This window comes from Spiroplasma sp. ChiS, from assembly GCF_002968355.1.
Classification (GTDB): Bacteria; Bacillota_I; Bacilli_A; order Mycoplasmatales; family Mycoplasmataceae; genus Spiroplasma; species Spiroplasma citri.
On record NZ_PUUH01000063.1, the window covers coordinates 1 to 21,853 of the forward strand.

Sequence of the window (21,853 nt, forward strand, 5' to 3'; positions counted from 1 at the left end):
TTTTTTTAATTTATTTAATTTTCTTTTTCATCATCTTTTTTAATTATGTCATTAATATTATCTTCTTTATTTTCATCTAACAAAATACATTCATTATTAATTTTTTCTTTTAATTTTATCTAACAAAATACATTCATTATTAATTTTTTCTTTTAATTTTAGCATTAGTTTATTAATTTCAGTGAATAAAATTGGTAATCCCAATGTTAAACCGTGAACTATTCAATATGCTAATCGTAGAAAAAATAACTTAGTCTTTTTCTTTTTCATTTTTATTACCATCCTTTTTTGACTGCATAAAAAAGATTGGGGTATAAAAATATAAAGAAATTAAATAAGAATAATTAAACCATTTACTAAAATGGTTTTTTTATTTGAAAAAACCTAAAATAACTAATTGATTCAAAACAAGGACAGCATCTTTAAATATTTATAATTTTTAAAATAATAAAAAAGTTGTTTCCTTTCAGAAAAAACCATATTAAATTAAGAAATTAGTAAATAATTCATATATCTACTTAGTAAAGGTGTTGTCCTTGTTTTGTTTCAGTTAGTTATATTAATAAATCAATCGTTAAATATTAGATTGGAGAAACTAAAAATGGAAAAAATCAATATTATGATTAAATGCGCGGAAAAACAGAATGATTTGAAGATATTTATTATTGAGACATATTCAAAATTCTTCTTAATACTTATCAAAGCTCATTACAAAATTCAACACCTTGGGATTATTCCCTAAGAGCATATAATCCTACTTCAACTACTAATTTTTTATTCCCTAAGAGCATATAATCCTACTTCAACTACTAATTTTATTAAAAATCAAAAATCTTTGATAATGGAAAAAAATATTTTGATACATACCCAGATAGTAAAATAAACTTTGGTTACCACAGTTGAGCGTATAATTTCTGAATTCACCCAAACCCTACTAAGGAGAACAGTGGTTATGACAATGACAGCAAATGATTTTTCTTACAAAAAATAGAATTTAAACTTATTTAAGTTTTTAGGAAAAATTTAATTAAATATGTAAATTAAAAAATAAAAATCTTTCAAAATTGAAAGATTTTTATTTAAAAAAGTTTTATGCTTGTCAACGTAATTTTCATCCAGCAACACTAACATATGTTCCAATTAAAGCAAGAGAAATCTCTAGATATATACCATATGTTGGTGTAAAAACAAAGTTTTGTCCACTTCATGCTTTTAAAAATCAATCCATTGTATATTTAAACGGATTAATATAAGTAACATATTTTAACACGTCGCTACTATTAATTAACTCGGATGGAATAAAAGATCCACTTAGAAAAGCAATTGGCATGAAAATAACATTTGACCCTGCAATAAATGATGTTATTGATTTAAAAATTGATGCTAACATTAATCCTAATGCAATTGTTGAAATAAACACCAAGATAACAAACGGAATTGCAGCAACAAAATTATTTGGTGCAGCAATTTCTTTTCAACCAAATGTTGATCCAAATAAAATGCCTGCTCATAATAATGTTCATAAGAACGATAACACAATAAAAATCATTCCAACAATCATTACTGAAAAAACAAAAAAGACTGGTTTAATATTTGTGGCTCCAATTCGTTTCATTAAAACACTATTCTTAAATTCTAAAATCGTTTGTGGAATAATAAAGATTCCAACTGACATTGATTGAACCATTGCTATTGAACCGACTAAGGTATGAATATTTTGCCCTGGATTGTTATTTAATTGTTTAAAAGCAAATCGATTTAAAAATAATAATAAAATCGGATAAACAATTAAAAAGAATGGAACAAAAAATCCTTTGTCAATGTCTTTGACTTGACCATCTTCTTTAATTTGACCATTGTGAACATAAATATATTTTTCACAAAACTCTTAAACTTCACTCATCATATGGGTTACTAAAAACATCGCTTTCCCTTTATCAACAATGTTTTCTTGTAAAAAATGAAAAATTTCTGATCGGACTTCAATATCTAATCCAGTCGAAATTTCATCTAAAATAACTAAGTCTGGGTCATGGATTACTGATAATAAAATATTTAATCGTTCTTGTTGCCAACAGAAAGACCTTCAGCAAATTTATTTTCCATTCCAATTAATTGATATGTTCGTAACAATTCCCGCAAATGCCCATCTTTCATTGGAATATTAAATGTATTTAAATAGTATTTAATCATATCCATTACTGAAATCCCAATTGGATATTTTGATTCTTGGAACTGTAACCCTATTGTTAAATTTTCTTGCCGATAAACTTTACCAGTTGTTGGTTGTCGAATTCCACCAATAATTTCACTTAACGTTGATTTACCACTTCCGTTGGCTCCAATTACTCCAATCCGATCACCTGGATTAATCACTAAATTAACGTTATTCAAAGCAATTTTATTTTTATATTTTTTTGTAATATCAACTACTTCCACTAATGGTTTCGTTGCATCAATTGCTTTGCGTTCCTTTATAACTACTTGTTTCATAGATTACCCCTTTTCTAGCTATATTTATTCAGTTTTAATTAATAAATACGCTTAGAATGTTTTACCAAAAAAAATAAAAAAAAGTATATATTAATCCTTGCATTTCAGCAATTAAACTTGATCTAAAACTGAATTAATATAACTAAAATCAACATCTTCGCCATATAATTTTAAAATTTCTAAACTTTCATTAATGACAATTGCTTTTGCTAAGTGCTGATAACAAATTTCATAAACTCCATATACTAAAACGGCTTTATGATAATTGCTTAAGCGAACAAAGTCTCATCCTGGTTTTAAATGTTGATTAATCTTTGCAATAATATCTGACAGATTTGCTAATATTTCCTCAACTTGATTTGTTTCCACAGAAGTTGTTACCATTTGTGAAAAATCATATGCTTCTTGTTTTGTTGTTAAAACATCATGCTGTAAAACAAAGTGACGATATAACAAATTAATAATATTAATGCGTTCTTGGCGTTTTGACACGTGACATACTCCTTTAAATATAATGATATAAACAAAATAAACTACTCTTTTGTAACCGGTAATTATGACGATGACTATGGTCACTTAATAAATGATGTAACATTAAAATTGCTTCATCGGCAAAAAGATCAACTGTTAAATCATCGTTTTTTTCAATATGTTTTATTATATCACTTCAATGCATTTCTTGTTGGCTAATTATTTGAATATTATTATAAGGCACTAAATCAGTAACACTAAATGGTTCTTTGCTATTAATAATAACTAAATTAATTGTGGCAGTACGTAAAAATTGTTTTGCATCAAGTAATTTAATCATTCGATTAATCATAAATTGTTGCGTTACAATTGGCGAAGTAATTAAACCTTTACTTTGTTCCCAAACGGGAGTTGTTAATGTTGTTGTTACTGGTTCAGATAATGTTCTGATTTTTAAAAAGTAAAGATTTTTTCGCGTTAAAATTAAGCGCGGAAAATAATATGTAATGCGACTAAAATCATCATAAAAAGCAACATTTTTAAAATATCACATATAATTAACGGTACGAACATATCGTTCAATAATTTTATCAAATAACTGATATTGTTCAGGACGTAACTCTTGTTTTCAATGCAATGGTGGCAAACCAAGTTCATACCGAATTTTAGTTAAATAACGTCGCTTTTTAAATGTTAACATTTTATTTTTCCTTTCTTTAATTAAGTAAGTAAAAAAGAAACCTAGGGTTTCTTATGATGTCAAAAATGATTAGTTCGTTTTTGATGCGCATATCGATATTGAATTTCATCTTCTGCTGTTAATTTTTCAACTAATTCTTCATTATATCGACGTGCTAAAGCTTCTTGATAATCAAAGATTTTTTATTGTACCCGAACATGAATCCCATCTGCTAATAATTGGGCTTTAATTTCTGCCAACTTCAAAAATCTAATTTCTTTTGCATGTAAATAAAGCAATTTTCCATGTAATTTAGCATTTCTTAATAAAATATATTCCTTTTTATTACATGCTTCTGTAACATTATCTTCAGTATAAACATTATAGCTAAGAAAATGATTCTTATCTTGTAGATTACCTGCAAAAAACATTTCATTAGGATCCATCCGATCAATACAAATGATTTTTCCATTTCGTAAAAAATAAAGATGTCCTGTTTTTATATCTCTTATCATTTCTCGCTACCTCCTATCTCCTTAAGGTTTATAAATATTTGGTTGATATTTAACGAGGTGATAATTAATAATTAATAATTAATACACTATTTTCTACTACGTGCGTCTTGCATTAGTTTTGCTTGCACTCGTAATAATTCAATTAAAGCTTGTCGATTTTTTTTAACTTCATCACGAATTCTTAATAACCGTCGGAATTCCTTTTGTCGTTTAATAAACTCTTCAAGGTTTTCTTTCGTATTTTTATATTTAATAACTTGTTTATTTAGCAATTTAATTTCAGCATATTGCTTTTGGTTTAATAGCATAACATGCTTGCGTAAAAAAGAAATTGATTCACTACGGTTTTTTAAAATTGCATCGTTTAATTCTTCATCATTAGCTTTAATTGCTCGTGATAAATTAATAGCCCGATTAAAATCAGCTAATTCTTGAGAAATTTGCCGGTTATATCCTTGTTCATATTGGCGGCGAACTTCAAATAAATATTTCGTCATTTTTTGATCATAAACTAATCATTCTTCAATATTTGGTCGTTTTGTTTCATCATAACGATGATTATAATTTGTTTTTTTTATAAAGATCTTTATCAAACAATAATTCTTGCTCATCAATGGTTACTTGGTTTGACTGATTATTAATAGCTTTCTTTGCTTTTGCAGTTTTCCGATTTTTTTTTATTTGTTTATAGTTTAGTTTTGCTGCAAAAGTTGTTTTTAACTGTTCTAATTGGGTTTGCTCGGCATCAGTTAATTTATTATGAAAGCGACTTTTATTTTCTAACCGTAAAATTAATCGTTCTTCAATTGATAATGGCTCTTCTGCTGTTCGAATTATTTTAACTGGTTTTGGTTTTGGTGGAGCAGTATCTCTTTCAGCAAATTCATTTAAACTAATTTCAACTGGTGATTGTTTAATTAAACGAACAAGAATTTCTTCATCTCCTTTTTCAATTTCAATTTTATCATTTGGGTCAACAACAAAGTCAACAATTGATAAACCATTTCGTTTAATTTGAGAAATTTGTTGCGCCAAGATTGGTCGTAAATCACGACGAATTGTTGTTACTTCTTCTATTTCTTTTCGACGAATAATTGTTTTTGGTTCATCTTCGAAAGAATTTGATAATTCTAATTTATTTTTAACCTGATTAGCATCAAAATGATTTCAGGTTGAGAAAGTAGTAAACTGGTCTTTAATGTGCTCACTATCTTTTGATGGTGGTTTCATTAAATTTTCTGTTTTAGAATTGGAATTTTTAACAGACATTTTCTTTGGCATACTCGTTTGCTTAGTAATAGTTGTTATTTCTTCTGATAATGACATTATTGGTGAAGATTGTGGTAAGAAAGATTTTGATTTTGCCCCTACTTTCTTACTAGCTGCTTGTTTTGCTTTATTATTTTTTAATCTTTGCAAAACAGGAATTTCTTTTTCAATTCGATAACTATAATCAATAAATTTACTTTTAGCTCTTTGCTCTTCTCAAGTATTTCTTTTTTTATCCTTTAAACGAATGATACCTGTTTTTTTGGTTCCAACAACTTTATTAACATATTTTTGTTTTAACATTTGGTATTTGGCACTATTTTCATCTAATTGCCCTAATAAAACCTTAATTGTTGCTGGCGTTAATTTTTTATCCATTAGTTCTGTTGTATCTCGATCAGAATCAATAATGTTTCCATAATTGACACGAGAAGTTACGACAGATTCTGAGTCTTTTTCTTTTGCCATTTTCTATTCCTCTTTTTTCTATTTTCTCGTTTTTTGATACCTATCTATATTATATAAAATTTTTGCACTTTTTTAATTTTTTTTTTTTTTTTGCTAAAAACTTTGCTTTTTATAATAAATTATTTATAATGATATACCTTTTTTATTTAATTTAAGGATTATCAGCGTGATTTTGGGCCTTTTTTATGAAAATCACGCTGTCTTTTACTTTTTATTGATTTTTCGGTTGATAGCGGCGAAGATTCTTGTTTTGGTAGTTGATGATACATATTATATTCATATAACAATGCTTGACCAATTTCTCGCATAAAAATAGTACCGTAGTTATCTTCTGTTGATGAAATATTATTAATGTCATTTCTATTTTTAAAAATTGGTTTTACTTGTAATTCTAACCCAACAACCTCACTATTTAATATTTTTTTATTTATCTTTGGTAATTTAACTGGTTTTGATAATGTTGCTAAATATTCTTCTCGTTTTTTTAATTCATTTAATCTAATTTGTTGTAAATCACGAAGTGCTAACTCTTGTTGACGTTGTGCTTGTTGCAATTGGTTTTTATTATTATTTGCTAATGCTTGTAATAATTTAATTGTTTTTGAACAATAGCATCTACTTCTTGCGCTCATAATTCTTTCTATCGTGCTCATTGTAAAGCAACATCAGGTCTTTTCTGAGGGTCAATTCCACTTGAGCTAACCACTTCATCAAAATATTTACGAATTAAGTCGGCTGTTGATATTTTTTTATTACCCATTGTTAATTCCTCACCACTTTATCGTTACTATTTGTTGTTTCATTCTCTTCATTATTAGTTCTTTCAACTAAAAAGCCGTCAACAACCTTTTTTTCCTTTAGTACGATATTTTTCAATTAAAATTTATGGTAATCGTTTGGGTTTTACTTTTTTATTATTAAGTTTTTTTTGGTAACGTCGTTCTTTCCGCATATTTTTTTGTATTAATTTTTCTTTTAATAAACGCTGATGGAGTTGTTCTAATTGGCGACGATGAATTTCACGAATTTCGCGAGGATGATATCCTGCATAAGTATATTGATTTTCTGCTGAATCAACTGTTAAATCAGTTTTTTTGGCGGACCAGCGTAATTAATTTGATAATCTTTTAATTCTTTCCGTGTATACAAAGTTAAGTTTGGTTCTTTTCTTTTACTAGAAATAAATGTTTGATCATTTCTTTCTGATACCAAATTAGATTGTTTTTTTTACCGTTTTCAAATTAGAAACGTTAGTATTATTCTTTTCATAATCATTACCATATTTTAACTTTTTTAAATTAGGACGCTTTTTAGGATCAACAGTTGAAATATATTCATTGTTAATTTTTCGCTTTTGTTCAGTTAATGATTTATTATTATTTTTGACAACTGTTATTTTAGTTGGCACACTATTTTGACTAGCTCCATTTAAGAGTGGTTGTTCTTGCTTGCTACTGATTATATTTGGAAAAGTTAAATTTGGGATAATTGCTTTATTTTTTCCTGCTAATAACTTTGGTTTAATTTTTTTTGATGGTTTCACCATTAATGGATTAATCTGTCTAGTAATATCAATATCTAAATAAAGATCAGTTTTAAAAATTGGTTTTCGTTTTGGTTCTTCTTTTATAAAATTACGAATATATTTGCCACCAATTTGTTTCTTAGTTTTTCCTAAACTACGGGATAATGATTCTTTGACCATTTGATCACGTTTTTTAATAACATGTTCCGGATTAATCTCAATCGTTGTTTCATCTTTCTCTTTTTTGTGTGTTATTTGATGCATATACTGTTTTCACTCTGAAGGATGTAAATTCCGACGTGATAATAATTCTAATTGATTTTTGCTTAAATTCATTTGGTCTTTAATTTCATCTAATGACCGTGGTTTAAGATCCCGTGATAAAGAATAATCTTCTTCTGGATGATAGCCTTCGCGTGCTCGGTTCAGATATGGATGGACATCATGCTTAGTATTATCTCGACGTGATAACAACTGTAATTGATTTTGATTTAATCTTCAATTATTTGCATGTTCCTTAACTTGTGCATTAAATCCTTTTAATGATTCAATCGTTTCTTCGTTTAAACTATTATTTTTTGAACCTTGCGTTTGACTTTGAAATCGGCCATAATGTTCGTTCCGTTGTCGAATTAATCGCTGTTGATTTGGATTTAACTTACTAATAATATTTTCATATTCTTCTGATGAAGAAGACACTTTCACAGGATTTATATTTTCATCTAATGCTAGTTTTTCATTCTTAGCAACTTGCTCAGTTGTCAAATTTGCTAAGACAGATTGATTATTATTTAAAAAAGTTTGACGTGGTTCCTTTAACTCTGATTCAATTGTTGCTTGTGATGCTTGATAACCACGGACAACTCGCGATGGAAATAAATCTTCAACTCGCGATAATTTTCGTTTTGCCAATAATTTTAACTGACTAGGATTTAATCCCATAGTTTTCTTGTTACTGCTTGCATTTTTTGTCAATTCTTTTTTAAATAATGATGACTTCTTACCTGGGATTTTTTTAAATTGTGCATTTTCTCCTAATAATAATTTAACAAATTTTTCATATTCTTTTTCATAACGTTGATTTCAATCAATTGAACTATTTGAATTTAAATTTTGATATTCTTCCATTAACTTTAAATATGGTTCTGATTTTTTTCAAGACTTAGTTAGCATTTTAACAAGCATTGTTTCATTAACATTTATTTTTAAATTATTATTAACTTCTTGTAATTGTTTTGTTTCATTCAATTTCTTACTAGCCATCATTTTACCTCAAATTTTAAATTATAACCGTCAATAAATTTTTTCTTTAAAATTATATCATTTTTTTCTTGCTTTTGATATTAATACTTGTATAATTAAGCATTAAAAAAATAAAAGCAGAGAACTCTTTTATTTTTGATGTAAATATGTTTCTAAAATTAATTGTGCGGCTAAACTATCTTTTTTTTGTTTTCGTTTCTGGCGGGAAAGATTTGCTTCTAACATTATTTGATGAGCTTGATGTGTTGTTAATCGTTCATCAACCAAGTGAATTGTTATCGTTGCATCTAATAATGGTTTTAATAAATTAACAAAATTACTAACCATTAAAGCACGGGGTCCAATTGTATTATTCATATTTTTTGGATAGCCAACAATAATATCACTAAATTGTTCAGTTGTAATTAACCCCGCCAAATATTGTGCTGCTTGTAAAAAATCATTTTCTTTAAAGCGATAAACACCATAACCAGTTGCAATCAAACCCCGGCTTGTCGCTAAGCCTAGTGTTTTACTACCAACATCAACTGCTAAATAATACTTAGCCATGATGTTTTAAAAATTTCAGAGGGTTAGTTAATAATTTAACAAGAACAGTCGTATCTTTATTGTTAAAACCACTTTGAGCAACACTGTTATTGCCGCCACCTTTACCATTCAGTAGTGGATTTAATTGTTGAATAATTTTACCAGCTTGATAACGATCATGTAAATCGTCACTAACACCAACAATTAATGTCGCTTGCGTTTTATCACTAACATCAACTAAGAAAATTATTAAGTTTCTATATCGAGCTTTATAATCATCAATTAACACTTTTAAAGCATTAATATCAACTTTTGTTGTAAATTGATGAGTTAAAACATTAATTCCATTTTTATCTTGTGGTAAAAAGGTGTTATATTGTTTCACAAATTGTTGAATTAAAATATTATCATATTGTTTTTGTCAACGTTTAAAATATTCTTTAAATTGTACTACTAATTCTTTTAACTGTTTTCAATTTGGTTTTGAAACAGTTAGATTACTAATTTGTTCTCAAGTTTGCTCTAAACTTTGATCAAGTAATGCAGTCTTGCCTTGATTATACTTATCAAAATAATTAATTGCCTCAGTTTTTTCTTTTAAAAATTGCTCATTTAAATAACTAGCAATTGTTTTATTTGAAGTAATCGCATGAATTCTAAATGTTCCAGCTCCTTTTGATTCAAGACCAGTTACTAGTAAATCTTCAACATCTTGTGAATTAGCAACATGGGTTCCTCCACAAAGTTCACAAGAATAAGTTCCAAATTTAACAATTCGAACTTCAGCATCATATTTTTCTGTAAAAAAAGCTAGCGCATGATGAACATCTAATGCTGTTTGCATATCAGTATAAATTATTTCGCAAGGGATTGCTGTCTTAATTGCCTTTGCAACAGAACCTTCCACAGCTGTAATTTCTGCTGGTGTAATTGCTTGATTATGAGTAATATCAATACGTAAACGTTCAGCATCGTTATAAGAACCAGTTTGCATAACATGGTTTCCCAACAATTCTCGTAAAGCAGCATAAATTAAATGTGTCCCTGAATGATTTTTCCGAGTATAAAAACGACGATCACTATCAATTGAAGCATTGACCAAATCACCAATCGCAAGTGTCCCTTCAACTTTAACAAAATGTAAATGTTGTTTATTTGGTCCTTGTTGCACATCTAGAACATAAGCTGTCGTCTTATCTTTTAAAATTAAACCGTGATCAGCTGCTTGCCCACCTTTTTCAGCATAAAATGGCGTTTCTTTTAAAATTATATATCCTGTTGTATTAGTTAATTTTGTGACTGGCTTATCATCAGCAAACATAAAGACAATTTCTGTATTATTAACTTGTTCATATTCATAACCAACAAATTGACTAGCAACATCCAATTTTGTAAAAAGTTCGCTTTGTAAATGAATTGCTTTAATATCTTTTCGATTAGTACGTGAAATTGTTTTTGCATTTTCTAATAATTTATCAAAACCAGCACGATCAACATTAATTCCTACTTCATGTGCTTCTTCTTCAATTAATTCAATTGGAAAACCATAACTTTCAAATAAACGAAAAGCATGTTCTTTTGAAATCGTTCCATATTTTGTTTTAACTTCATTGAAAAGTTTACTTCCCTGTTCTAATGTTTTTAAAAATTTTTTTTCTTCATCTAACACAGCTTGTTCAACAATTGGTTGTTTTTCAACTAAATAAGAATAATATTCTTGCATAATTTTAACTACTGTTCCCACTAATTTGAATAAAAATGGTTCTGTTAAATCAATTTTTTTCCCGTATAAACTAGCACGACGAATTAAACGTCGAATAACATAACCACGATCTTTATTCCCGGGAAAAGCTCCATCAACAATTGCAAAAGTAACTGCCCGAATATGATCAGCAATCACTTTAAATACAGTATTAATTTTTAATTGTTCTGAATTATTGCTAAACAATGCCGTTTCATCATAATGATATTTTCCATTTACTAATTTTTCAACAGCTTTAATAATTGGCATAAATAAATCAGTTTCAAAATTAGTTGGTGTTTCTTGAATAATTGAAGCAATTCGCTCTAATCCAGCACCAGTATCAATGTTTTTTCGTGGTAAGTCAGTATATGTGCCATCGCCATTATTATTATATTGTGAAAAAACAATATTTCAAACTTCCAAATAACGGTCATTTTCTAAATCATCTTGTAATAACTTTAAACCTATCTGCTCAGGATCATATTTTTCCCCACGGTCATAAAAAATTTCGGTATTAGGTCCACATGGCCCTACTCCAATTTCTCAAAAATTAGTATCTTTATCACCTTTAATAATTCGTTCATCACTTAAACCAATTACATTGCGTCAAATTTCATAAGCTTCTTGGTCATCTTTATAAATTGTGACATATAATTTGGCAGGATCAAATCCAATTCATTTTTTATCAGTTAAAAATTCTCAAGCATACATAATTGCTTCTTTTTTAAAGTAATCACCAAATGAAAAATTACCAAGCATTTCAAATAAAGTATGATGACGTGCTGTATAACCAACATTTTCAATATCATTAGTTCGAATTGATTTTTGTGAATTTGTTAATCGTGGTGATGGTGGCGTTTTTCGCCCATCAAAATATGGTTTTAATGTTGCCACTCCAGAATTAATTCATAATAATGACGGATCATCAACGGGAATCAATGATACTGAAGGTAATTCATAATGATCCTTACTACGAAAAAAATCTAACCACATTTTGCGAATTGCATTTGCTGTAAATTTTGTCATTTTAATATTCCCTTCTCTTTCATAATTAATTAATAGGATTATAGCATACCAAATGAAAAAAACTTTTTTATTTCAAAGAAGTTCTTACCAAAAACCTATTTTCGATATCCTCGAACCAATAAATAAAACGAAACTAACAAAATATTAACAAAAAAGAAAGTCGTAATTACAGGCACAACGGCTGGATATTGAAAATATTGTCTAAATATTGTTCACATTAAAGTTTGTCAAAGTAAACCAATTACCAACCATGTTAGCATTTGAACAAACATTAATAAATTATATGAAAATTCTTGTAAACGTGCTAAACAAAATAACATAAAATAAAGTGGAATAAAACTAATTATCATTAATACTATTGCAACTAGTAAAATAATTCAGTTAGCTGTCACATATCCCGTTGTTGATGTGAAAGCAGGGAAAATCATAATAACAATAAAACCAATCATTAATAAAATCATGCCAATATTGCTTGCTAAGCGTTGGCAAAGTTCACGGCGCGAAGAAATATTAATGTATCCTAATCATTGCATAAAAGTAGTCACAAACCCACCACGATGACCTGCTGATGATGGTAATAATAATTCAATTGCAATACGAATTGATAATCCAATCACAACACTAGCAACAGCAAGAGGCATCATAAAAATAATTAATACGGCTCCTGCTTGCATAATCGTTTGTGCTTGAACAAAAAACGCTTTTAAGCCATCTTGATTAATTATTAAACCGAAAATCGAAAAAACATTTGGTTGATATTGTCCATTGTTTATTCAAGTTACCAATCCTTGACCATTAGTTAAATTATATCAGCAAAGTTTTTCACGCAGGACAAAAGCGAAACCATCAGCAATGGCAATGAAAAATAATCCTAAAAATAAAGATAGATACAATGTCAAACTACCAATTCTTGTCATTCATTTCCCAACTAATAAACGAATATTTCATTTTCAATGTGCCGCTGTTATATTTGTTAATAAAACAATTACAAAAATTGCTGTTCCAACTGCAATTAATGTAAAAATAGGAACAAAAATATATAAATCAATTACTCAAAATTTAAAAAGCGCAAATCCATTTAAACTAAAAATTGCTTGAAAAGAACCATATGATAATAAAAAATTTAAAATATTATAAGCACTATCTCCCTGTAAAGTTTCTAATGGATTAGGGTTTAATTCTTTAACACTTAATGAATTAATAATTTCTTGTTTTAATGCTGTTACTTGTTGATTTAATGTTGGAACAACTGCCCCAGCAATAATAATTACAATCACTGCTAAAAATCATATAGTACTAAATTTTAGTCAAGACTTTAATGTCATAGTCTCCTCCATGTTTCTAAATAATTATAAATACATTATACCAAGAAAACAAGGAAGATGATATTTTTTATTTGTTCTGAAGGGATTAAGACATTACATCATAACTCGTTCTACCACTTTAATGTCCGGAATTGTCAATAATGATGACCGAATTTGTTGCAAGCGATCAGCATTACTAACCTTAATAATTGTTTTAATTGTTAAATTCATTAAATCACCAGAAACATTGGCGCTCATCATTTGAACCGATGCATTTAAATGACTTAATACTTTTGTTACATCAACTAGCAAGGCTGGTCGGTCAATTGCCTCAATCCGAATGGCACAATCATATTGTTTATTTTTACAAACTGCTTCATTTCAACTAACTTCAACTTGTCGGTCTTGCTTATCACCACTTTGAATATTACGACATGTTTTTAAATGAACTTTAATTCCTTCGGCTTTAGAAACATAACCGGTAATGTCTTCATATGGAATTGGCAAACAACATTGGGAAATAACAACTTTGATACTTGAAATTCCTTGGACAATAATATCATCTTTAAATTGTGCTTTTTTATATTGTTTATCTTGTAATTTTTTTAAAATTTTTTCATTTTGACTTGTTTCATGATCTAAATAAACTAAATTGATTGCTTCTTCTAAAGTATATTCATCATTAGCAACATCTAACAAAAAATCTTCAATATTATTAAAATTAATCGCATGCAATCGTTCTAATTGTGTTTCTGAATTAACTAACTTTCATTTTAAATCTTTTTTTGCAATATATTCTTCAATTTGTGACTTAGTTTGTTTAATTTTTTCTAAATTAACTGATTTTGCATCACTAGTCACTTCAACTAATTCTTTTTTCAAATATTTCTTAATTTTTTGTAAAGCAGATGATGTTTTTGCCACAACTAGTCATGAGTGATTTGGCTTTTGGGTTGCTGCTGTTTTAATATCAACCACATCACCTGATTTTAAAACAGTTGAAATTGGTGAAAATAAACCATTAATTTTTGCCCCAATTGTTTTTTCACCAATTTCAGAATGAATTTTATAAGCAAAGTCAAGAACAGTCGAACCAAAAGGTAATGTTACAACCTTCCCATTTGGCGTTAAAACATAAATTAAAGAAGAAAAAATATCATTTTGAATAATTTGTTCCATTAAATGATCCGGTTTATAAACTTCTTGTTGAATTTCATCTCGTTCTTGTACTGAAATATTTTCTAAATCTAAAATACGTTTAAAAATATCTAACCGCTCATCAATATCTTTTTGTTTTTTCGCAATATCATAATTTTCGCCCTCTTTATAACGTCAATGAGCAGCCACCCCTTGTTCTGCTAATTCATCCATTTCTTCAGTTCGAATTTGAACTTCAAAAATAAGACCATCATCAGCCACAATTGTCGTATGTAAAGATTGATATAAATTATGTTTTGGTGTAGCAATATAATCTTTAAAACGATTATTTAATGGAGTATAATGCTGATGGACAAAACCTAATACCTTGTAACAATCATCAACACTATTTGTAATAATGCGGACAGCTAAAATATCGTGAATATCATCAAAGTTTTTCCCAAACTGATTCATTTTACGATAAATTGAATAAATTGATTTACTTCGTCCATACACTTTTACTGACATCTTTTTTTCAGTAATTAAAATTTGTTTTAATTCTTCAATTTTTTGATTAATAGTATTTTCTCGTTCTTTATTACTTGATTCTAATAATGAAACAATTTTATTATATTGCACGGGGTTAATAATTTTAAAACTAATATCTTCAATTTCTTGTTTAACAGCTTTCATTCCTAAACGATGAGCAATTGCTGAATAAATTTCTAAACTTTCTCGCGCAATAATTTGTTGACGTTCTGGTTTTAAATAACCAATTGTTTTTAAATTATGTAAACGATCAGCTAATTTGACAATAATTACCCGAATATCTTTCGCCATTGATAAATATAACTTTCGTAAGTATTGTGCTTTTATTTGTGTCCGATTTTCTTTCGCAAAATAACTAACTTTGGTTACCCCTTCAACTAAATTAGCAATTTCAATCCCAAACAATTCTTGCAATTCTTCAAATGTGGCTGGACTATCCTCTAAAACATCATGTAATAACCCAGCAATTAAAGTTTTTGGTCCCATTCGTCACTGTGCCAAAAAAAAGGTTGTTCATAATGGATGAATAATATACGCTGCGCCGCTATTGCGAACTTGCCCATGGTGTTTTTCTTCAGCATACTCGTATGCTTTTTGAATTTCTTTTAATGTTGCTTCATCTTTAATATACAACTTAATTTGGGCTAAGACTTCTTCGTATTTAATATCTCGATCCATTATAAACAACCCCTTTTTCTTATAATAATTATAATTATATCGCGTTTAGAATTAATATTCAATCAGGGTTTTAATTGGATATGAATCTAAATCTTTTTTACCATTTAAATATGTTAAATCAATCACAAATGCCAATCCAGCAACTGTTGCTTGCTCTTGGTTAACTAATTGACACATTGCCCGAGCTGTTCCTCCCGATGCTAAAACATCATCAACAATTAACACACGATCACTTGGCTGTAAATCTCCAGCATGAATTTCTAATTGATTTTCCGCATATTCGTAACTATACTTTACATTAATAACTGGTCGTGGTAATTTTCCTACTTTTCGCACAGGAATAAATCGTAAATTGGTAGCATAACTAACAGCTGGCCCAAACAAAAAGCCACGTGCTTCAGGAGCAATAATTACGGTTGCTTTTTGGGCAACAGCATAAGCTGCTAATTGATTAATCACTGTTGTAAAAGCTAAGGCATTATTTAACAACGGAGTAATATCACGAAAAATAACACCTCGCTCTGGATAATTAGGAATATCAACAATAAATTTTTTTAGATCCATTTTTAAAAATCTCTTTCTTGATTAATTAATCATTAATCCCAACAACAACTTGTTCATCAACTTCAACACGTTGTGAATCTAAGTAATTTTTAACACGGATTTTATTTAAGGCACAATATTTTTCTAATGCTACTCAAATTGGAATTGCAACAAATAATGTCGCAAACATACCAATAATTAAACCAATTAAAATAACAACATTAAAACCAAATCATGCTCCTGAAAAAACTGCCAAAGTAATTAATAAAATTGTAAACATAATTCCTAATGTTAAACAATGTTGTAACATTTGTTTAATTGTAACATTAGCAACTTTTTGTAAAAAGTTATGTTCATAATTATAAACTCGAAACTCTTTTCGAATTTCTCGAATTATTTTATGATTTTTACTTTTAATATCTTTTGCTGCTAATTGTACCCGATGTAATTGTTCCCGGTATTGTTTTTTCAGCGCTTTTAATTTTAAATCTGGATTTTTTATTGCTAATTTTTTTAATTCCTCTTGATAATAAACCTTATGTGCACGACGTAAACGTTTAATTTGAGCACGATGTTCTGACATATAGGCAAAGAATGTTTCATACTCACGGATATTAATTGTTTTTTTATTTTGTTTTGCTCGCACCATCACCATTGTTTGAAAGGCAATTGCAAAACCAAAAATTGTTAAGAAAGCAATTGACATTTCAAAGGTAATTAACAACTGCGTAATAATTGCAATAGCAATAGTAACAACCAACGTAAAGATCGCAGCTAACACCATTCCAACAAACTGTGCTCAATCTAATCGGAATAATGTATAAACAAAAATACATGCTAAACCAATTGCAAGGCTAATGGCCGCAATTTTTAAGATATAGCCTTCCATAACTGGGTCAGTTTGTTGTAATGATAATGATGCATCACTCGGGCTAGCACCATAGAATGAAGCAATGCTTGATAACAAATCACGTTCAAAAGTTCCCTTGGTAATATTCGTACTAACAACTAAAATACGATTACTGTTTCCACTATCTTGTCGTTTAATAACATAAATATTGAAACTAAAATTATGATGTGTTATTTGTTGATACTCTTCAATTTGAGTTTTTAACTTGGCAATTGCAACTTCATCTGGAACTTGCTTAGAGCCATCTGTTCCTCATAAATCTTCATTAATTGTAATATTAATTCCCGGTTTAATTGAATTAGCAATATTTGCTTTTCCAGCAAAACCGATTGCTAAAGCAATTATTAATAAAATTATTCCTACAATTGGGGTTCATTTTGTAATATTATAAAAGGTTCATTTTCCATGTTTTATTTGTTTAGGTTTTTTATTTTCTGCTGGGGTTGAAGCAGCTAATTCTGTTTCACCATTAGCAGTAACGTTTAATTCGGTCTTAGATGAAGGATCAGTCGCTGAAGAATCCACCTTCTTAACATCCATAGCTAGGGTTCTTGATTGTTTTTTAACCAATCAAGTTCATAATGAAAATCGTGAAACATCTAATCAATGATATTTTTCTTGTCAATATAACTTAATGACAATTCAATACATTAACCGCGCTACGGCAAAAACCATAATAATTGCAATAATTAAACCAACTAATAAAATTGTGGCAAATGATTTAATATTATTAGTTCCTGTTCAAAATAGTGATAACCCTAATATGATTAAAACAACTAAAGCATCCACAAAAACAGCAATTGTTTGTTTATTGGCAATCTTCATTGCTGGCTCAAATGGCATATTATTTTCATACCGCTCACGTTTGTACCGTGAAAAGAAAAGCAAGTTTCCTTCTAACGATAATCCAAAAGCAATAATTAATGCTGCAATACTTTCTGGTGAAATTTCAACCTTTAATAAAGATGAAAAATACAAGGTTGAAATAATTGTAAACAATAAGGTTAATATGGCAATTAAACCAAATAAACGATAATAAACTAATAATACAATAAAAATGGCTAAAACTAGAACACCTAAAATAATCATTGAGATTTTAAACACATTTGTTGAAACAACAGGTGGGATTTCACGATAACCACGAATAGTAAATTCTAAACCACTTAATCCCCCATTAATCAAGTTACTAATTTGACGAGCTTCAGTCTCTGTTGATGTTGTAATTTGATTTGAATTTTCGACAGCACCAGTTCCAATTTTAATTGAATTTCAATTAATAACATATTTTTTATATGCTTCTGTCAAAGCACTATTATATTCAATAATTGTTTGTAAATATGGTCGTAATGGATCAATATACGCATTTGTTGTTGCAGCTTTATCGTTTGGATCAATTAATAAACGATTTGTCGGCAATGTTGTAAACCGAAAACGACTATCTTCCATTCATTCTTTAACTTGCGAAATTGGATACCTTAATGCTAAGTCTAACAAATTCCCAGGTTGAATTTGTGCTGTACCATTGTCATAATATTCCATATCAAAAATATGATAAATATTTGTTCAATCAGTTGAAGAAACTTTACTACGAATATCAACACTAAACAAAGTTGCAATTGCTTGCAGATTATCAGTATCATGTCGTAAATCATCAATCATTTGACCAATATCAGTTCAAATATATAGTGGTTGTGCTTGCCCTCCACCTTCTGATGGCTTTAAACTATTAATAATGCTATCTCACTTTTGTTGATTTTTAATTTCTAATGTAATAATTGGTCGACGTGCTTGGTCAACTCCTGTTACTGAACCAGAAATAACATCGCTTAATGGTGTTCGTTCTTTTGTGCCATTATTATCACTAATTAATAAATCTTTTCCCTTACTATCAGTTAAGTAAAGTGCTCCTAATCGTTGAATTGTTTTACTTAATTCACTATAAGATTTAAACATATCTTTTCCAACAATTACATCAACCGAATTACGCCCTAATGTTTGTAAATATAAATTTTGGTTTGATAAAGGATCTAATTTATTTCGTAATAATTCTAAACCTTTTTTGCTATCTCCATTTGGGGTATCAAGTGAATAATTAGGGTCTCTTTTGGCAAAAACATCAATTTGAGCTTGGTATCCTCCTAAATAAACAATTCCTGTTCGATATGAATAACGAAAACTATCCCCGGAAAAAAACGCACCAACAATCATAGCAATAATCAAAACAATTAATGTTCCTATTCGAATAATTAACCGACTTATTGCTTTTTTATTTTTTGACTCTTTAATTATTTTAACTTTTTCTTTCTTTCCCACGCTTGACACCACTATTCTACTTTTCAACTTTTCTTTATATATTGTACACTATTTATTATCTAATATTACTATTATTTAATAAACATATCTTTAAAATCATCTAATGATAAATCTGGATCAGTAATTTTTTGATTATTCATAAATTCAATTATCCGGTTAAGTTTAATATTAAAAATATAATAAGCAGCATCACTAACATCAATAATTTTTTTATCAACTAAAATTATTTTTAATAAATAATTAATAACATCCTGTTCAGTAATATTCCGATTTAATAACTTTAAATCAACTGTTTTTAAACTAATCATTTTTAAAACATAATTAGCAATTTGCTGTTGTTCTTTTTGATAATTTTGCATTAGATTTACACCTTACCTTAGTTCTATCTATTATTATAACTAAGTTATTTAAAAAATTAAGCAATTTATGTTAAATTTTTTAAAAATTGAATTGTTTTAGACGTTAACATCCCTCCTCGTGGAGTTTTCAATAAATAACCTTTTTTTAATAAAAATGGTTCCAAATTATTAGTAATTGTTAAAAGAGATTCATTTAAAATTTGACCTAATGTCCCTAAACTAAATGGTTTTTGTTGAAAAAGATGATATATATGTTTTAAATAATTAACTTCATTTCATTCTAATCCATCTTGAAATACTTTTAAATTAGTTAAAATTTCAGTTAAAAAGGCAAGATCAATTGAACGAGAACTAATAACTAAATAGTCATATATCCGATAAAATAACAGCAAAGTGGTTCGGGGATTATTACGAGTATAACTTGTTAATAATTCTAATTCATTAACTGTTAAAGATAGTCCAACTTGTAAAAATAAGTTATTTAAAATTTGCTAAATTTCTAAATTACTATATTCTTCAAAATAAAAAACAGTTGTAAAACGATTTAATAATGGTTGCGGAATTTGATATAATAAAGTTGTCGCCGCTAAAAAAGTAAACGGTGGTAATGATAATGTCACATTTTTAGTATTATAATCTTTTCCTAAAATTAAGTTTAAACAATTATCTTCTAGAACTGGATATAAAGTTTCACTCACTTCTTGACTAATTGCATGAATTTCATCAATAAAAACTAAATCAAAAGTTTTAATTTGCATTAAACAAGTTTTTCCCATTCCACTGCAGCCAATAAAGAGCATATGTTTTAAAGGTAATTGTTGTTTTTGACTAGCTGCTATCATAATTTTTAAATTTATTTTAATGTTTTCTTGACCAATATATGTTTCAAAATTATCGGGGCGAAAATTAAGTGACTGCATTTTTGCTTATTGCTGTTAAAACTATTTTTAAATATTGGTCAAGTTGCGTTGGTGGTTGCTTAATTGCATTAATTGTTTGATAAATAGTTGTTAAAGAATAACCTAATGTTTTTCAACAATTAATAACTTTGTTTTGTAAATTATTATATTTTTTTGTGAAATTGTTGGTATTGCTAATAAATCACAAAAAATTTTTTTGTTGCTAAATCTAAAAAACCATATCATTGAAAATAATCTTCTACTATTAAAAAAGTATATAATTTAATCTGCATTGCTTTTTTAAACTCAAATAATTTATTTGTAACTAAATTAATTTCATAACCATAATTATTATGTTCTAAATAAATTAAATTTGCATTAATATCCTGAACTGTTCCACAAATTGAAGCATACATCTTACCTTCCTACTATCTTAAATTAAATTGCAAATTGCAGGAAATCCTTTTTAAAAATAAAAAAAACTCATAAATAATAATGAGTTTAAAAATTAAGTGTTGTTATACTGTTCATTTTACTTTTAAAGAAAATTGGGTTGTTTCTTTATAAAGGCTTGATTTATCCGCTAAAATAACTAATTGTAGATTAGAGGTTTCACCTGATGTTTTATTAACACTATCATTGATTCTTAAAATTAAATTTCTATCAGCAGTGTTAACCGTTTCTAACAAGGCTAATTGATTTGGTGATAACTTACCTTGAATTGCTGAATTTGCTAAAACAGCTTCTAAAATATTATTTGGGATATCACTTTTAATATCAACAGAATTATCTGTTAAATTTGTTCCCAAATTAATAGGCATCGTGTAATCGAAGTGCAACAAATCAACTCAGAAAGGAGTTGATTTTTTATTGAAAAAAAACATTATTTTATTTTGCGGTCCTTAGTAACTAAATATGGAAAAAATATTGTTATTAATACTGTAAATAAGATAGTAATTAATAATGTAAAAGAAAATGAATAAATTATCCGCGTAATTTATTAGCGGTAATTTATTCAATATAGTTTATTTTGAGCGTAGCGAACACGCGAAGCGTGTCGCAATATTTTTAGAGAGGAGATGTAATATGCCAACTTGATTAACGACAATATTTAGTGTTGTTATTGTATTAGCAATTTTTCTTTATTTTGGTTTATTAATTTATCAAAAAATTAAACAAA

The 21,853-nt window shown here is 28.0% G+C and carries 23 protein-coding genes and 1 pseudogene; 2 read left to right on the top strand and 22 right to left on the bottom strand.

The genetic code is table 4. The features are described 5' to 3' along the window. Positions 1–96 precede the first annotated feature (96 nt). The 22 genes from C6B38_RS09720 to C6B38_RS02715 form a co-directional block, all read right to left on the bottom strand. Positions 97–270, bottom strand: coding sequence for a hypothetical protein (locus C6B38_RS09720; protein WP_162475823.1), 174 nt, complete (start codon positions 268–270; stop codon positions 97–99). Between the two features lie 820 nt (positions 271–1,090). After that, positions 1,091–1,870 (bottom strand): ABC transporter permease, encoded by a 780-nt coding sequence (locus C6B38_RS02615; RefSeq protein WP_334199048.1) that lies wholly within the window; start codon positions 1,868–1,870, stop codon positions 1,091–1,093. Between the two features lie 185 nt (positions 1,871–2,055). Next, positions 2,056–2,493, bottom strand: a complete 438-nt coding sequence (locus C6B38_RS02620) for an ATP-binding cassette domain-containing protein (RefSeq protein ID WP_105298550.1) — start codon at positions 2,491–2,493, stop codon at positions 2,056–2,058. A 111-nt stretch (positions 2,494–2,604) separates the two neighbouring features. After that, positions 2,605–2,985: a transcription antitermination factor NusB gene (locus C6B38_RS02625; RefSeq protein WP_004029018.1), complete on the bottom strand. Its 381-nt coding sequence runs from the start codon at positions 2,983–2,985 to the stop codon at positions 2,605–2,607. A 13-nt stretch (positions 2,986–2,998) separates the two neighbouring features. After that, positions 2,999–3,664 (bottom strand): hypothetical protein, encoded by a 666-nt coding sequence (locus C6B38_RS02630; RefSeq protein WP_105298551.1) that lies wholly within the window; start codon positions 3,662–3,664, stop codon positions 2,999–3,001. Positions 3,665–3,846: 182 nt separating this feature from the next. Further along, positions 3,847–4,158: a hypothetical protein gene (locus C6B38_RS02635; RefSeq protein ID WP_105298552.1), complete on the bottom strand. Its 312-nt coding sequence runs from the start codon at positions 4,156–4,158 to the stop codon at positions 3,847–3,849. An 86-nt stretch (positions 4,159–4,244) separates the two neighbouring features. Next, positions 4,245–4,751: a hypothetical protein gene (locus C6B38_RS02640; RefSeq protein WP_105298553.1), complete on the bottom strand. Its 507-nt coding sequence runs from the start codon at positions 4,749–4,751 to the stop codon at positions 4,245–4,247. After that, positions 4,717–5,895 (bottom strand): hypothetical protein, encoded by a 1,179-nt coding sequence (locus C6B38_RS02645; protein WP_105298554.1) that lies wholly within the window; start codon positions 5,893–5,895, stop codon positions 4,717–4,719. The genes C6B38_RS02640 and C6B38_RS02645 overlap by 35 nt, the downstream gene beginning before the upstream one ends. A 158-nt stretch (positions 5,896–6,053) precedes the next feature. Continuing rightward, positions 6,054–6,527: a hypothetical protein gene (locus tag C6B38_RS02650; RefSeq protein ID WP_105298555.1), complete on the bottom strand. Its 474-nt coding sequence runs from the start codon at positions 6,525–6,527 to the stop codon at positions 6,054–6,056. A gap of 581 nt (positions 6,528–7,108) precedes the next feature. Beyond that, positions 7,109–8,683 carry a hypothetical protein gene (locus C6B38_RS02655; protein ID WP_105298556.1) on the bottom strand — a complete coding sequence of 525 codons (1,575 nt, stop codon included), beginning with the start codon at positions 8,681–8,683 and terminating at the stop codon, positions 7,109–7,111. 129 nt (positions 8,684–8,812) lie between these two features. Next, entirely contained in the window at positions 8,813–9,232 is a 420-nt protein-coding gene (gene ruvX, locus C6B38_RS02660) for a Holliday junction resolvase RuvX (RefSeq protein WP_105298557.1), read from the bottom strand. Continuing rightward, positions 9,225–11,981: an alanine--tRNA ligase gene (gene alaS / locus C6B38_RS02665; protein ID WP_105298558.1), complete on the bottom strand. Its 2,757-nt coding sequence runs from the start codon at positions 11,979–11,981 to the stop codon at positions 9,225–9,227. Before alaS ends, ruvX begins: the two co-directional genes overlap by 8 nt. 95 nt (positions 11,982–12,076) lie before the next feature. Then, a complete protein-coding gene (gene scm1, locus C6B38_RS02670) occupies positions 12,077–13,306 on the bottom strand; it encodes a motility-associated protein Scm1 (RefSeq protein ID WP_105298559.1) in 1,230 nt (409 codons plus the stop codon). Between the two features lie 93 nt (positions 13,307–13,399). Then, positions 13,400–15,649 carry a RelA/SpoT family protein gene (locus tag C6B38_RS02675; RefSeq protein ID WP_105298560.1) on the bottom strand — a complete coding sequence of 750 codons (2,250 nt, stop codon included), beginning with the start codon at positions 15,647–15,649 and terminating at the stop codon, positions 13,400–13,402. A 51-nt stretch (positions 15,650–15,700) separates the two neighbouring features. Further along, a complete protein-coding gene (locus C6B38_RS02680; protein ID WP_004029008.1) occupies positions 15,701–16,213 on the bottom strand; it encodes an adenine phosphoribosyltransferase in 513 nt (170 codons plus the stop codon). A 25-nt stretch (positions 16,214–16,238) separates the two neighbouring features. After that, positions 16,239–19,415, bottom strand: coding sequence for a protein translocase SecDF, variant type (locus C6B38_RS02685; protein ID WP_233485493.1), 3,177 nt, complete (start codon positions 19,413–19,415; stop codon positions 16,239–16,241). 71 nt (positions 19,416–19,486) lie between these two features. Further along, positions 19,487–19,774 (bottom strand): hypothetical protein, encoded by a 288-nt coding sequence (locus tag C6B38_RS02690; protein ID WP_004029006.1) that lies wholly within the window; start codon positions 19,772–19,774, stop codon positions 19,487–19,489. Between the two features lie 65 nt (positions 19,775–19,839). Beyond that, positions 19,840–20,166 carry a Holliday junction DNA helicase RuvB C-terminal domain-containing protein gene (locus C6B38_RS02695; protein ID WP_162475824.1) on the bottom strand — a complete coding sequence of 109 codons (327 nt, stop codon included), beginning with the start codon at positions 20,164–20,166 and terminating at the stop codon, positions 19,840–19,842. Positions 20,167–20,265: 99 nt separating this feature from the next. Then, positions 20,266–20,694, bottom strand: coding sequence for an AAA family ATPase (locus C6B38_RS02700; RefSeq protein ID WP_105298563.1), 429 nt, complete (start codon positions 20,692–20,694; stop codon positions 20,266–20,268). Then, a complete protein-coding gene (locus C6B38_RS02705) occupies positions 20,681–20,881 on the bottom strand; it encodes a hypothetical protein (protein WP_105298564.1) in 201 nt (66 codons plus the stop codon). Before C6B38_RS02705 ends, C6B38_RS02700 begins: the two co-directional genes overlap by 14 nt. Next, a complete protein-coding gene (locus C6B38_RS02710; RefSeq protein ID WP_105298565.1) occupies positions 20,868–21,089 on the bottom strand; it encodes an OB-fold domain-containing protein in 222 nt (73 codons plus the stop codon). The genes C6B38_RS02705 and C6B38_RS02710 overlap by 14 nt, the downstream gene beginning before the upstream one ends. Positions 21,090–21,191: 102 nt before the next feature. After that, a complete protein-coding gene (locus C6B38_RS02715) occupies positions 21,192–21,494 on the bottom strand; it encodes a hypothetical protein (RefSeq protein ID WP_105298566.1) in 303 nt (100 codons plus the stop codon). A 12-nt stretch (positions 21,495–21,506) separates the two neighbouring features. On the opposite strand from C6B38_RS02715, the gene C6B38_RS09725 reads away from it, so the two are divergent. Further along, on the top strand, positions 21,507–21,656 hold the full coding sequence (locus C6B38_RS09725) for a hypothetical protein (protein WP_162475825.1): 150 nt from the start codon (positions 21,507–21,509) through the stop codon (positions 21,654–21,656). A gap of 103 nt (positions 21,657–21,759) precedes the next feature. Then, positions 21,760–21,853, top strand: a pseudogene (locus C6B38_RS02720) (hypothetical protein); the annotation flags it as partial.